12 protein-coding genes are annotated in these 13893 nt (G+C 68.7%); 6 read left to right on the forward strand and 6 right to left on the reverse strand.

The window, feature by feature from the left end; all coding sequences use genetic code 11:
- Window positions 1-114: 114 nt before the first annotated feature.
- The 5 genes from AC4EEO_RS02725 (at window position 115) to AC4EEO_RS02745 (ending at window position 8873) form a co-directional block, all read left to right on the forward strand.
- Window positions 115-2067: an Hsp70 family protein gene (locus tag AC4EEO_RS02725; protein WP_491339805.1), complete on the forward strand. Its 1953-nt coding sequence runs from the start codon at window positions 115-117 to the stop codon at window positions 2065-2067.
- 155 nt (window positions 2068-2222) lie between these two features.
- Window positions 2223-4310, forward strand: coding sequence for a LuxR C-terminal-related transcriptional regulator (locus tag AC4EEO_RS02730; RefSeq protein WP_491339806.1), 2088 nt, complete (start codon window positions 2223-2225; stop codon window positions 4308-4310).
- A gap of 167 nt (window positions 4311-4477) precedes the next feature.
- Window positions 4478-5410 (forward strand): IniB N-terminal domain-containing protein, encoded by a 933-nt coding sequence (locus AC4EEO_RS02735; protein ID WP_491339807.1) that lies wholly within the window; start codon window positions 4478-4480, stop codon window positions 5408-5410.
- A gap of 122 nt (window positions 5411-5532) precedes the next feature.
- On the forward strand, window positions 5533-7383 hold the full coding sequence (locus AC4EEO_RS02740; RefSeq protein WP_491340388.1) for a dynamin family protein: 1851 nt from the start codon (window positions 5533-5535) through the stop codon (window positions 7381-7383).
- Window positions 7380-8873 carry a dynamin family protein gene (locus tag AC4EEO_RS02745; protein WP_491339808.1) on the forward strand — a complete coding sequence of 498 codons (1494 nt, stop codon included), beginning with the start codon at window positions 7380-7382 and terminating at the stop codon, window positions 8871-8873. The genes AC4EEO_RS02740 and AC4EEO_RS02745 overlap by 4 nt, the downstream gene beginning before the upstream one ends.
- On the opposite strand, the gene AC4EEO_RS02750 is transcribed toward AC4EEO_RS02745, so the two are convergent.
- Both AC4EEO_RS02750 and AC4EEO_RS02755 read right to left on the reverse strand, forming a co-directional pair.
- A complete protein-coding gene (locus AC4EEO_RS02750) occupies window positions 8865-9374 on the reverse strand; it encodes a hypothetical protein (protein WP_109045212.1) in 510 nt (169 codons plus the stop codon). The genes AC4EEO_RS02745 and AC4EEO_RS02750 overlap by 9 nt on opposite strands.
- Window positions 9375-9439: 65 nt before the next feature.
- Window positions 9440-9829: a PLD nuclease N-terminal domain-containing protein gene (locus AC4EEO_RS02755; RefSeq protein ID WP_018761759.1), complete on the reverse strand. Its 390-nt coding sequence runs from the start codon at window positions 9827-9829 to the stop codon at window positions 9440-9442.
- A gap of 61 nt (window positions 9830-9890) precedes the next feature.
- Between AC4EEO_RS02755 and AC4EEO_RS02760 the strand changes: the two genes are divergently transcribed.
- Window positions 9891-10199 carry a DUF4229 domain-containing protein gene (locus AC4EEO_RS02760; RefSeq protein WP_018761758.1) on the forward strand — a complete coding sequence of 103 codons (309 nt, stop codon included), beginning with the start codon at window positions 9891-9893 and terminating at the stop codon, window positions 10197-10199.
- Here AC4EEO_RS02760 and AC4EEO_RS02765 read toward each other — a convergent pair.
- The 4 genes from AC4EEO_RS02765 to AC4EEO_RS02780 form a co-directional block, all read right to left on the reverse strand.
- Window positions 10196-11077, reverse strand: a complete 882-nt coding sequence (locus AC4EEO_RS02765) for a 1,4-dihydroxy-2-naphthoate polyprenyltransferase (protein ID WP_018761757.1) — start codon at window positions 11075-11077, stop codon at window positions 10196-10198. The two genes, AC4EEO_RS02760 and AC4EEO_RS02765, sit on opposite strands and share 4 nt — an antisense overlap.
- A gap of 75 nt (window positions 11078-11152) precedes the next feature.
- Entirely contained in the window at window positions 11153-12346 is a 1194-nt protein-coding gene (locus AC4EEO_RS02770) for an AMP-binding protein (protein ID WP_109045213.1), read from the reverse strand.
- Between the two features lie 12 nt (window positions 12347-12358).
- Window positions 12359-13327 carry a 1,4-dihydroxy-2-naphthoyl-CoA synthase gene (locus tag AC4EEO_RS02775; RefSeq protein WP_491339809.1) on the reverse strand — a complete coding sequence of 323 codons (969 nt, stop codon included), beginning with the start codon at window positions 13325-13327 and terminating at the stop codon, window positions 12359-12361.
- A 22-nt stretch (window positions 13328-13349) separates the two neighbouring features.
- On the reverse strand, window positions 13350-13790 hold the full coding sequence (locus AC4EEO_RS02780; protein WP_491339810.1) for a VOC family protein: 441 nt from the start codon (window positions 13788-13790) through the stop codon (window positions 13350-13352).
- Window positions 13791-13893: the final 103 nt, after the last annotated feature.

A 13893-nucleotide genomic window follows, 5' to 3' on the forward strand; every position in this document is an offset into this window, starting at 1 on the left:
GAATAACCATTCGATGTAGCAACAGGGCTGTTCCCGGGTCCTTCGGAAATGCTACTTTGGTCAGGTTCCCTGTGATGAAGTTTGCAGGCGGATCACCAGTTTTCCGAGGTACCCATGGGCTATGCTCTCGCCGTCGACGTCGGAACCAGTTACACAGCGGCCGCCGTTGTCCGTTTCGACGAAGGTGCTTCGCCCCTTCCGGAGTGCCTGCCGTTAGGCCTCCGGGGAACGTCCGTGCCCTCCGTTGTGTACTACCCGGAGGAGGGCCCGGTCCTGGTGGGGGAAGCCGCGGAGCGTCGCGGCCTTGACTCACCCGGCCGCGTCATCCGCGAGTTCAAGCGGCGCGTCGGTGACGACGTCCCGTTCGCCCTGGGCACCCTGGCGATACGGCCTGAAGATGTGTTCGCCACCGTGGCCCGGTGGGTGGCCAGCCGTGCGGCCGAACGCGAAGGCGCGCTCCCGGCGGCCATCTTCCTGACCCACCCGGCAGCCTGGGGAATCCACCGGCTGTCCGCCATCCGCGACGCGCTGGCCGCCCACGGCCTGGACAACGTCACGCTCCTTCCCGAACCCGAGGCTGCGGCCCTGCACTACGCCTCCCAAGTGCGGGTGGAGGACGGAAGCACCATCGCGGTGTACGACCTCGGCGGCGGGACCTTCGACACCGCCGTGCTGAGGAAGTCCGGCGGCGGCCGCTTCGAGCTCCTGGGCCGGCCCGATGGCATCGAGGACCTGGGCGGGGCGGACTTTGACGCCGCCGTGTTCCGCTACGTCGCGCAGCATACCGGCACTGTCCTGGCGGACCTCGACCCCGCCGATCCCGCCGTGATGGGCGCCCTGAGCCGGCTCCGGCGTGAATGCGTCGAGGCCAAGGAGGCCCTCTCTGCGGACAGCGAAGCCACCATTCCGGTGCTCCTCCCCGGCGTCCAGCAACAGGTGCGGCTGGTGCGGGCCGAGTTCGAGGCGCTGATCGAGGACCCCGTGCGGGACACGGTGGACGCGCTGGAACAATCACTGGCCAGGCTCCACCTTGAAGCCGCGGACCTCTCCGCGGTCCTCCTGATCGGTGGCTCGTCACGGATTCCCCTGGTGGCGCAGCTGGTGTCCGAACAACTGGGACGGCCCATTGCGGTGGACGCCGATCCGAAATCTTCCATCTGCCTCGGGGCCGCCGTGGCGGCCGTCCTGGCACACGCAGCGGCCGCCCCGGCCTTGGCCGCCGCGTCCGGGCCTGCTGCCGCGGCAGCCGGGGGCCCGGCCGCCGTCGTCCCTGTTCCCGCAGCACCGGGCGTGTCCGCTGCCCCGGTCAGGCCCAGCTGGTCACGCCAGCATGCGACGACGGCGGGGGCCTTGGTGGGGACGGGCCGGCTTCCCGGAGTGCGGGGCGGCCGAAGGGGTGCGCACGCCCCGAAACCGACGGTCCGCGTCACGGCGGTCGCCGCCGCGGCCGCCATCCTGACGGTCCTCACGGCCACGACCGCCCAAAGCCCGGCCGGGTTGGGGAACCTGACTGCGATGTTCGTCCCGCAGGCAGGGGCCGACACCGGAGCTTCCGGTCCGGGAACGGCCACCGGTCCGGCAGGGACGGAAGCCCCGGGCACCGGGGGAGCCGCTGTCGCGGTGAACCCGCAGCCGCTGGCCGGGATCGAGGCCGTTGCGAAAAAGCCGCTCGCGCCGCAGGCGGGCCTGGACGTTTCCGCCTCTCCCACCAGCAAACAACAGGAGCTCGGCGGAGCCGCGACTACGGGCGCCGGCGCCGCCGATGGTGCCACGGCCGGGGGTGCCCCGGCAGGGACGGGGACCGCCGGCACAGGAGTGGTGCCTGAATCCGTGACCGTGGCTCCCGCGCCGCCACCGGATACCGCCCCGCCCGGCAGCACGGGCCCCGGGACGGGAACTGCCATCTCCGTCGGACACCGCGACACCGACGGAGACCGCGCCGCCGAGTACCACCACCGAACCCACGCCTGTTTCCGGTTCCACGAGCCCCACCGACCCGGCCACCTCGGCAGCACCCACGCCCACACCGCTCTCGACGGCGGTGCCCACCACGACCGGGGTTCCTGACCCGGCCACGGATCCCATCGTGTCCCCGACATCGGTAGACCTGACGCCCGTGCCGGCCACCGCCCCATCCCCGACGCCCGAGGAAACAAACCCTACGCCCGCGCCCACTGATGCGGCCGTGGCGACGGCCCCGACGACGTCCCCGGCGGCCTGATATGGACGGGAACCTGCAGCGTGTGGAACGGCCCGGATCCCTGCACGCTGCGCTGCAGCAGCACCCGGGGCACCCGCCCCATGCCGCGGAATTAGTGGCCACGCAGTTGAGGGGGGCCAACGGTGCAGTACGCGAACTGCTGCTGGCGCTTTCCGTGGGTTTCGCATTGCCCGGTCCGCTGCCGGCAGAGCTTCAGCACAAAGTTGGCAGGGGAGCGGACAACCTTGACGCCCTGGTGGACCGCGCCGAGTCAGCGGGGCTGCTGATGCCGGACGGCTCGGTGGTGGGCCCGGCCCGGCACGCCCTGTTGGCCGTTACCCCGACCGCCAAGATCCATGCCCTCCAGCGGGAACTCGTAACCGTCTTCGCGTCCGCAGGGCAACCGCTCGGAACCATTGCCCGGGAACTGGCACGGGGAGGCCTCGCAGATCCGCGCGTAGCCATGGAACTGGAGCAGGCCGCAGACGCGGCGCTGCAGCATGACCCCAGGCTCGCCTCGCAGCTCTACGAGGAGGCCCTCCTGGCCGGAGCCGATCCCCTGGCAACTGCAGCCCGGCGCGCGCAGGCCGCAGCCGGTGACGGGGAACTCGACGCCGCGGCGCGGATCATCGACACCCTCCTGGTCAGCCCAGACCCCCCGGACGTCCGCCGCGGCGTCGATGTGGCCGCCTCCGTGTGGGCCCAGCGGGGAATGCTGGCCCGCGCCGGCGACGTCTACAACTGGCTGGGCCCCGAGCGCGTGGGGGCATCCGCGCCGCTGGCCGCCGTCGCCATCCTGGGGACCGGAGACCTCAAGGGCGCGGAAGCCTTCTTTCCGCCGGGAGCCCCGCAGGCCTCCCCGACACTCCTCGCGTCCGCACTGCTCCAGACCGGCGAGGGAATCCTCGCCTCCCTGGGGGAGAAACCGCAACAGGGAATCGCCGTACTGATCCATGCCTCGGACCTGCTGAACTCGGCCGGCACGGCGCTTCCGTTGCCGGAAACACCCGGTGCACTGGCCGCACTGCTGGCCCTGCACAGCGGGGAGCCGCACCTGGCCGAGACAGTATGCCGGGCAGCCGTGGCGGCGGGCCAAGGAGGAAGCGCCGCCCAGCCCAGGCTCCTGCTCATCCAGGCCTGGGCGGCCATGATGCAGGACAAACCCGACGAGGCGCGGCTGGCAGCCACGGAGGCCGCCAAGATCAACCACTGGCCGCTGGTCCCGCGTGACGAATTCCTCAGTGCGGCGCTCGACGTGGGGCTGGCCCGCAGGAATGGCGAGGTTCCGGAGCTCCTCCGGGCCTGGGAACGCGCCCGCGAGGCCATGCTGCATACATCCGTGGACCTCTACAGCCTGCTGCCCTGGGGCGAACTCCTCATTGCCGCGTCCCGGCTGCGGGAGACGCGCCGCGTGGCGCATTACGTGGACGAGGCGTGGAAGCTGCTCGGCTGCCTGGGGGAACCTCCCTTGTGGACCGTTCCGCTGCATTGGGCCGCGGTACAGGCTGCGCTGCTGAACGAGAGCCCGGCCGACCTCGCCCCACACGCGACGGCGCTGGCCAGGGCCTCGACCCACAGCCACCTCGCCGCCATCCTGGCCGCCGCGGGCAAAGCCTGGGTTTCGGTGCTGGCCGGGAGGTTCCGGCCCGCCGAAGTGGAGGGTGCGGCCAGGCTGCTGGGCGGGGTGGGGATGCCATGGGAGGGGGCACGCCTCGCCGGGCACGCTGCCGCGCGGGCTGAGGACCGCAGGGACATGATGCGCCTGCTTGCCTGCGCCCGGGACCTCCACCCGCAGGGCGGCCCGGCCGGGACGCCGGAGGTATCGGCAGGAACCAACGCCGAGACCGGCGGAAAGGGCCAGCCTGACGCCTCGGGACTGAGCGAGCGGGAGAAGGAAGTGGCCAGGCTGGTGCTGGAAGGCAAAACGTACCGGGAGATCGGGGAGTCCATCTACATTTCGCCCCGGACGGCGGAGCACCACATCGCCCGCATCAGGCGCCGGCTTGGGGCCGAGAACCGCTCCGACCTGCTGGCCCGCCTGCGCCTTGCCCTCGGCACCGACAATTCCGCGCCGGCCAAACCCCAGCACCTGCATCCGCGGCAGGAATGAAACCCCTAATGCCCCTAGCGGCGGGGGTGCCCGAACCCCGCATCCACGCCCGCCGTTAGGGGGAATGAGCCCGATGCCCCGTGCACGGCTGCGAACCTAGGTTTGAACCAGGCCGGGTCCTGCACCCGTCGATTCCGAAACTCGAAGAAGATGTGAGGAGCAGGCAGATGCCAACACTCGCGAACGACCTCGTGCAGTTTCTCATGAAACTCTTCGGCGACCGGGAAGCAGTCCAGGCGTTCCTGGACAACCCGGAACGGGCTTTGGCGGACCACGGATTGGGCAACGTATGTTCGGCCGATGTCGACGCCGCCATGCCTGTTGTCCTCGACTACGCCCCCATCACGGTCAACGCTTCCTCGTTCGAGCGGAGCTACAGCAGCGGCGGTAACGGCCCGTGGACCGGTCCCGCGGGCCCGGCGGCAGGGCCCGGCGGCCATGGCGCGGGCTACGGCGGTACTGCCCACGACCCTGACGACCACGCCTACGCAGTCCAGCAGCTCCACCACGTGGTGGACCACTTCTCGCACACCGCCGGCGCCACCATCATCGATGAGCGGGCCACCATCGCAGGCCAATCCGCGCCACAGAACGTCTGGGCCCACGGGGACGCGGAACAGTGGTTCGACAACGAGCTTGCGGTGGCACCGGGTGACCACGCGGCTGCGGCCTCAGTCCATGCCCCAGCCGTGTTCGGCGACGCCGCCATTGGGGCTCCAGGAATTGGGGACGCAGGTCCCGGGAACGCCGATGCGGCGAACGGCCCCTGGGACGATCACGGCGGGCTGTCCGGCTCCCTGGCCGCCGGTCCCGGCCTCGACCCGGATGATTCATCCGCCGAGGAACCCGGGCATTCCGGCCACGCCCTGGAGGCCGGCCTGTTCTCCCCAGCCGGCGGTCCGTACAGCGATCCCGCCGGACATGGGGCCATGGCGCTGGATGCACACCCGGACGACCCCTTCCAGGACAACGCGGCCACCAGCCTGGTCGGGGACAGCCAGCTCGATTTCGCCGAGGATAACCCGGCCCACCCTGATGCGGACCTGGAGGCCCACCACATCATCGACGTTCCGGTGGTTGACGACTCAGCCGGGCTGTAACACGCTGGTGCCGGAAAGGTAAACCGGCGGGCAGGAGAGGTCCACCTCCCGCCCGGGACATTGGGTACTGGAACGAAGGGCGCGCCGTGGCAGAAGCAGGACCCGCAAGGCCCGTTGACCCCATGACGGCGGGCCAGCTGATGAAGCTGGTTGAGCAGGGCTTGCAGCTGGTGGGGAGCGGGGACCGCCCGGACCTGCGGAAGAGGCTGGAGCAGGCTGTGGGCCGGTTGCAGGATCCAAGCATCAGGGTGATTGTGGTGGGGGAGTTCAAACAGGGCAAGAGCAAGCTCATCAATGCCCTGGTGAACGCCCCCGTGTGTCCGGTGGACGATGACATTGCCACGTCTGTTCCCACAGCTGTCCGGTACGGGGATCCGGCGTCTGCCGCCATCCTGGTTCCCGCGGCCGGCACTCCCGACGGCGGGGAAGAAGGCCTCGAGCGCCGTCCAGTGGACCTGGCGGAGCTGCCTGCGCTCGTCTCCGAGCAAGGCAACCCGGGCAACAGCAGGAAGCTGACCGCCGCGGAGGTTTACCTGCCCAGGCGGGTCCTGACCGGCGGCCTCACCATCATCGACTCCCCGGGGGTGGGCGGCATGGGGTCGACCCATACGCTGACGACGCTTACCGCACTGCCTACGGCCGACGCCGTGCTGCTGGTCTCGGATGCGTCCCAGGAATACACCGAACCCGAACTCCGCTTCCTGCGAAAGGCCATGCGGATCACTCCCAGCGTGGCAGCGGTGCTCTCCAAGACAGACCTCTACCCGGACTGGCGTCGCGTGGAGGAGTTGGACAGGGCCCACCTTGACCACGTGGCACCGGACATTCCGCTGTTCCCCGTGTCCGCAGACCTACGGCTGGAGGCCTCGCGGCTCCAGGACAATGAGCTCAACGCCGAATCCGGCTATCCCCGCCTGGTAGCACACCTGCGCAATGAGGTCGTTGCGAAGGCCCAGCGCCTCCAGCGGCGCTCCGTCAGCCAGGACCTGCTCTCGGTCACGGCGAACCTCCGGTTGTCCCTCCAATCCGAGCTGGAAGCCCTGGAGAATCCGGACGGGACCCCGCACATGCTCGAGGCGCTGGAACAGGCCAAAGCCGAAGCCGACGAACTGCGGAAACGCTCCGCGCGCTGGCAGCTGACCCTCAGTGACGGCATCAACGACCTCATTGCCGACATGGAGTACGACCTTAGGGACCGCCTGCGCCGGATCCAACGCGAAGCCGAGGCCGCGATCGACCAAGGCGATCCCGGGCCGGTCTGGACCGAGTTCTCCCAGTGGCTCGAAGAATGCGTTGCCGCAGCAGTTTCCGACACGTTCGTCTGGACCAGCGAACGGTCCCAATGGCTCGCGGCCCAGGTGGCAGAGCACTTTGCCGCGGACGAGGTGTCCTTGCCCGTCCTGCACGTCTCCGACGCGGGGGACGCCCTCGACCCGGTGGACCAGATGCCCGGGTTGGATCCCGGCCGGGTGAACCCGGTCCAGAAGGTCCTGATCGGCATGCGCGGGTCCTACGGTGGCGTGCTGATGTTCGGCCTCCTCACCGGGATATTCGGGATGGCCCTGATCAATCCGCTCTCCGTAGGAGCCGGCCTGCTGCTGGGACGCAAGGCCTACCGGGAAGACAAGGAAGCGCGGCTGAAACGCCGCCAGGGCGAAGCCAAAACCCTGGTCAGGCGCCAACTCGACGACGTGACGTTCCAGGTGGGAAAGCAACTCAAGGACAGGCTTCGCCTGGTCCAGCGGACCACGCGGGACCACTTCACTGAAATCGCCGACGAATACCACCGCTCCCTGTCTGACTCCGTGGCGGCAGCCCAAAAGGCCGCCAACTCCTATGCCCAGGAGAAGGAAGGCTGCATCCGGGACATCAGGACCGAGCTCAAGAAGGTGGAGGCATTGCATCGGGCCGCCGAAGCCATAGCCGCCGAGGTAAGCGCCTCCGGCGTCCGCACCGCCGCGGGGGTGGGATGACAGCGGCCACCATGGCCGGGGCGGCGAAGCTCATCCGGGACACCCTGGAGGCCTACCGCGACGACCGGGAAGCCGCCGGGATGCTGCAGGGCTATGCCCGGCGGCTCGCCGAGCCGCTCAGGATCGCCGTGGCGGGCATGGTCAAGGCAGGGAAGTCCACCCTCCTGAACGCCATCATCGGTGAAGAAATCGCTCCCACGGACACCGGCGAATGCACCAAAATCGTCACGTGGTACCGGCACGGACCCACGCCGCGCATTACGCTGCACCCCGTCAATGGGGAGCGGCGGAACCTGCCGCTGAAACGCGTGGACGGTCGCCTGGTCTTCGTCCTGGACGGGATGCAAGCGGAGGAAGTGGAAAGGCTCGAGGTCGAATGGCCGGCACCGGCACTGCAGTGCATGACCCTGATCGACACCCCGGGGATCGCATCCCTGTCCCGGGACGTGTCGGCACGGAGCCTGGCGTTCCTCACCCCGGAGGATTCGGCGTCGGAAGCTGACGCCGTCATCTACCTGATGCGCCACCTGCACGCGTCAGACCTCCGGTTCCTCGAATCCTTCCATGACACCCGGGCCGGGCGCTCCGGCACGGTCAATGCCATTGCGGTGCTGTCCCGTGCAGATGAAGTCGGGGCCGGCCGGATTGACTCCCTGATTTCCGCCGGCAGCATCGCGGAGAGGTACAGCCAAGACCCCAACCTGCGGAAACTGGCGCTGGCGGTGGTCCCCGTGGCCGGACTCCTGGCCCAAAGTGCCCGCACCCTCCGCCAGGCGGACTTCGAGGCCCTGCGCATGCTGGCAGGCCTTGACCGGACCGTCCGTGAAAGGATGCTGCTTTCCGCCGACAGGTTCCGCCGGTCCACCGAGCCCGCGGGACTGACGGAGGGGGCACGGACGGGCCTCCTGGAGCGTTACGGGCTCTTTGGCATCCGGCTGGCTTCGGTCCTTATCCGGAACGGGTTTACCGAAGCCACACCCCTCGCCCACGAGCTTGCCCGGCGCAGCGGACTGGATCCGCTGCTGGATGTGCTGGACCGCCAGTTCCAGGCGCGGTCCGAGGCGCTGAAGGCCAGGACCGCGCTGGCGGCAGTGGAGAACCTCCTGGCCAGCCGCCCCCGCGAGGGGACGGAGCGCCTGGCGGCCGCCCTGGAACGGCTCCAGGTAAACGCCCACGAGTTCCGGGAGCTCCAGTTGCTCGCGGTGTTGCGGACCACGGGCGTGGACCTGCCTTCGGAACTGAGTGCGGAAGCTGAACGGCTGGTCGGCGGCAACGGCGCGGCCTCCTGGGTGCGGCTGGGCCTGGACGCCGGGTCCAGCCCCGAGGTGCTGGCGGCCGAGGCCCGTCGGTACCTGGCACGCTGGCGCGGGGTGGCCGAGAGCCCCCTGACCGGAAGGCCGGCCGCGGAGGCATGCCGGGTGGTGATCCGCAGCTGCGAGGGCGTGGTGGCCGGGAGCTCCGGCCGGCAACGCCAGCCGCGGTCAGCCTAGGGAGCGTCCTCGCCGCAGCCAGGCGCCGGCCGTCGGCAGGAACAGCAGCACCAGTCCGCCGAACGCCAGGGCCATTCCGGCCACCCACAGCATCACCACATAGCTGCCGGCCGCGCCGGTGGGGACCAGGAAAACGGACGCCAGCAGCAGCACGGGCAAGTGGCTGGCCAGCAGCGTAAGAAGGACCCAACGTGCCCAGGCCCTGCGGGCCAGCACAGCAGCCAAGGCCACCGCCTCCAGGAGCGTGGCCAGCAGCAGGGCGCCCATGCTTCCCCAAAAGACGATCTCCGCCGCGGTGCCTGCGGACGCCATGCCGTTGCGGGCCGCTGTGTCCGCCACCACGGCGCGGAGGCGGTGCAGGTTCGAATCGCGGGCCACGAACGAGCCGGCCAGCACGGTAAGCCCGGCGAGGAAGCTGAGGACCCAGAGGGTGCGTGCAGTCCTGACCGTGCCGGGCAGGGAAGGGGTGGCCGGGATGGGCGGCGGTGCGGACCAGGACATCCCCGGCCGAGGTGGAGGATGGGACAGACGCTGCTCGTCTCCTCCGGGCGGGGACGTCATGGCCCCTATTTCAGTCCGTCGGTATCGTGTTCGTCGGTGTCGTGCCTGGGTTTCCGGTCGTCGTCCTTGGCCTTGGCATCCAGTTCATCCTTGAGCTTCTTGAGCCGCTCAGCCTCGGCCTGGTTACGGCGCCGGGCCTCCAAGTTGCGGAGGAAGTCGGGATCGTCGTCAGGAGCGGTGGGGTGGGGGTAGCTCGGCCGGGGCTGCGCTGTGCCGCGCGGCCTGCCGATCAGCAACCACAGGATGGCGCCCAGGACGGGCAGGATGATCTGGACGATAATCCACGCCGGTTTGGAAATGCCCCGGGTCAGGCGGCCCTCGGTACGGATCACGTCCACCAGGCCATACACAAAGATGACGAGGACTGCGACGGCCAAAGCCACACGGAAGAGCATGCCATCAAGTCTATCGTCAGGACGCGCAGGGGCCGCGGGCGGAGGCGGCTAAACTTGAATAGTGGCCTTTTTGAAATATTCCCTGATCCGGCTCGCGATCTTCGTGCCCCTGTTCGTCCTGTTCGCGTTCCTGCAGGTCGGGGTGTTGATGTCCGTGGTCTGCGCCGCGGTCATTGCCTTCGCCATCAGCTACCTGTTCTTCCAGAAGCAGCGGGACGCTGCCACCGCAGCCCTGCAGCACCGCTTTTCCGGAAAGGCCAAGCCGCTTCGCTCGGCCGGGGAAATCCAGGACGCGAACGCCGAGGACGCCCTCCTCGATGCCAACCCCGACATCACCATCAACAATGCCAAGGGCAAAAAGAACGCCTAGAACCCGTGGCTGAGGATCAGCCCCAGTGAGAACAAAATGCTGTAGCCGAGGTTGATCAGCCCGGTCTGCTTAAGGACCGGGATCAGGCTCTTGCGCTTGCGCCCGTTGATCATCAGCCAGGCCGGCATCAGGCATGCCGGAATGAGCAGCAGCACAATCAGGATCCATGGCCGGCCAGGGGCCAGGATCACCACCAGCAGGATGGCGACGGCCAGCATCAGGACGTAGCTTTCGCGCGCATGCTTGTCTCCGAGCCGCACGGCGAGGGTCTTCTTGCCGGCCTGCATGTCCGTGGGGATGTCCCTGACGTTGTTGGCCATCAGCAGTGCGGTGGCGATCAGCCCGGTCCCGATCGCGCCGATGACTGCCGGCAGGCTGATGTGCCCGGCCTGGGTGTAGGTGGTACCCAAGGTGGCCACCAGGCCAAAGAACACGAAGACGAACAGGTCGCCGAGGCCCATGTAGCCGTAGGGGTTCTTGCCGCCCGTGTAGCCCCAGGCGGCCATGACGCAGCCCAGCCCCACCAGGATCAGCCACCACGCCTGGGTCAGGACCACCAGGGCCAGGCCGAACACCATGGCCAGGGCAAACGTGCCGAACGCGGCCCACTTCACATGCTCAGGCTTGGCGGCGCCCGAGCCCACCAGCCGCAACGGCCCGACGCGGTCGTCGTCGGTACCGCGGATGCCGTCCGAGTAGTCGTTGGCGAAGTTCACGCCAACTTGCAGCAGGAGTGCCACCAGGGCCGCGAGGATGGCGTTGGGCAGCAGGAACGAGTCCATTTCGTAGGCGGCGGCGGTGCCGATCAGCACCGGCGCGATCGCTGCCGGAAGTGTCCGGAGTCGGGCGCCTTGGATCCATTGGGCGGCTGTGGCCACGGTTAGTACCTCGTGTTGTTTCGATATGACGGCAGGATGGAGCGGGCGCACCCGCCGCGGTGGTGCAGGTCCACTCTACTTTCCCTCGTGCAGGGCACTGAGTTCCGCGGTCATGGCGAGCCGGTCGGGTTTGCCGTTTGGCAGCATCCGCAGCTCCGGTGCGGTGAGGACGGTCTTGGGTGCCAGGACCCCCAGTTGCTGTTGCCACTGTTGTTGGAGCACGACGGCGGAGTCCCCGGCTTCGTGCCCGGAAGCGCCGTCCCCGGCAAGGGCCACGTAGGCGGCCACGGCCTGGCCCCATTCCGCGGAGGGAACGCCGGCAACGAACGCCGAGGAGACGGCGTCGGACTGTTCCAACTGCTCCTGCACGTGCGCGGCGGAAACCTTGATGCCGCCGGTGATGATGACGTCGTCGGCCCGGCCCAGCACAGTGAGGCGGCCGTCGTCGTCGATGGAGCCGAGGTCGCTGGTGCGGTACCAGCGCACGCCGTCCTCCTCGAAGAACGTCCCGGTTTCTTCATCCGGTGCCTCGATGTAGCCGGCCGCCACCGTGTCCCCGCCCAGGAGGATCCGGCCGTCCGCGGCCACCCGGACAGAGACGCCTTCCAAGGGGTAGCCGTCGTAGATGCAGCCGCCGGAGGTTTCGGCGGAACCGTAGGTGGTGATCACCCGTACGCCGGCGTCCCGGGCAGCTGCCAGCAGGGACTGCGGCGCCGGGGCGCCGCCCAGCAGGATGGCGTTGAACCGGCGGAGCACCGCGAGGGTTTCCGGCGACGGGTCATCCAGGAGCCGCTGGAGCTGGGTGGGAACCAGGGAGGTGAAGCGGATTTTGTCTGTCAGTTCCAGCGCTGCGGCGGTGAAGGCCTCCGGCGTGAAGCCGCCGGACATGTCCATGACCCAGGGACGGGTCCCGGCGAACAGGGACCGCACCAGCACCTGGATTCCGGCAACGAACTGCACGGGGAGGGCCAGCAACCATTGCCCCTCTCCCTTGAGCCGCAGCGCCGTGGCCATGGACGAGGCCGCCAGGGACTCCACCGTCAGCAGCGTCGCCTTGGGGGTACCGGTGGATCCGGAAGTGCGGACCACGGCCACGGCGTCGTCGCAGCCGGGGGTTTCCACGTGCCCCACTACCAGTGTCCCGTCTGCCCCGACGGAGAGTTCGACGGCGGGGCCCTCGCCGTGGAGGGCGGCCGCGAGGGCTTTCAGGGCCGGTTCGATGTTGAGGGGGCCGCCGGTGCCGGCGGCCGGTGATTCGTCGCTGTTCATTGCCGTCCCTTCTTAGAAATAGTGCGGGAAGCGTGACCAGTCGGGGTCGCGTTTTTGCAGGAAGGCTTCCTTTCCTTCCACGGCCTCGTCGGTCATGTAGGCCAGCCGGGTCGCCTCGCCGGCAAACACCTGCTGGCCCGCCAGGCCGTCGTCGGCCAGGTTGAAGGCAAACTTCAGCATGCGGATGGCCTGGGGCGACTGCCGGGCGATGTCCGCCGCGTATTCCAGCGCCACTTCCTCCAGCCGCGCGTGGTCTACAGCCTCGTTTACGGCGCCCATCCGAACCATGTCCTCAGCGGAATATTCGCGGGCGAGGAAGAAGATTTCGCGGGCGGCCTTTTGGCCCACCTGCCGCGCCAGCAGAGCCGAACCGTAGCCGGCGTCGAAACTGCCCACCGTGGCGTCGATCTGTTTGAACTTGCCGTGCTGCCGGGACGCGATGGTGAGGTCTGAGACGACGTGCAGCGAGTGCCCGCCGCCGGCCGCCCAGCCGTTGACGACGGCGATGACCACCTTGGGCATGGTCCGCATGAGCCGCTGGACTTCGAGGATGTGGAGCCGTCCGGCACGGGCGGGGTCGATGGTCTCCTGGGTCTCGCCGTCGGCTGTGTTTTGTACTACGTACCGATAGCCGTCCCGGCCCCGGATCCGCTGGTCGCCGCCCGAGCAGAAGGAGTGGCCGCCGTCCTTGGGGGAGGGGCCGTTGCCGGTGAGCAGCACGGTGGCAACGTCCGGGGTCATGCGGGCGTGGTCCATGGCGCGGTACAGCTCATCCACGGTGCCTGGGCGGAACGCGTTGCGGACCTCCGGCCGGTTGAATGCGATGCGGACCGTGGGCAGGTCACGCACCCAGCTGCCGTCGGAATCCCGCTCCACCTGCCGGTGGTAGGTCATGTCCTGGAAGTCCTCGAAGCCGGAAACCACCCGCCAGCGCGTGGGATCGAAGATGTCGGACACCGGGGCGGGGATCTGGTTGCTCACCGTCCAAGTCTAGTAATCGGCGTCAGCTGATGCAGAACTCGTTGCCCTCGGGGTCCGCCATGGTGTGCCAGGAATGCGGCCCTTGCCCGGCCGTCCACATGAAAGTGGCGCCTCGCGCCTCGAGTTCGCCCCGCACCTCGTCCTTGTCCCGGCCGTCCAGCCGCACGTCCCAGTGGACGCGGTTTTTCACGGTTTTCTGCTCGGGGGCGGTCTGGAAGAGCATGCGACGCGCGGGGGCTTTGGCTTCTATTTCCTCGGGGGGCCGGATGGCGGCGCCGTCCTTCCACACGAGGTTTCCGCGGTGCGTTATGGTCTGGTCCCCGGTGGCGTAGCCCTGCTCGATCATGGAACGGATGAAGCCGGCATCCTGTGGTTCCACCGCCCACTGCAAGGTTTCGGCCCACCAGTCGGCGAGCTCATGCGGGTTTGACGAGTCGATCACGATTTGGATATTCAGTCCCATCCGTCCACGGTAAGGGCGGCGGCGGAGTTGGGGAAGGGGCTGACGCGGGTGGGCGGCCTATCCTGACGCCGTCAAAAGTATTCTTGACAATATGTCATGACAT

This window comes from Pseudarthrobacter sp. MOO13 (assembly GCF_058267655.1).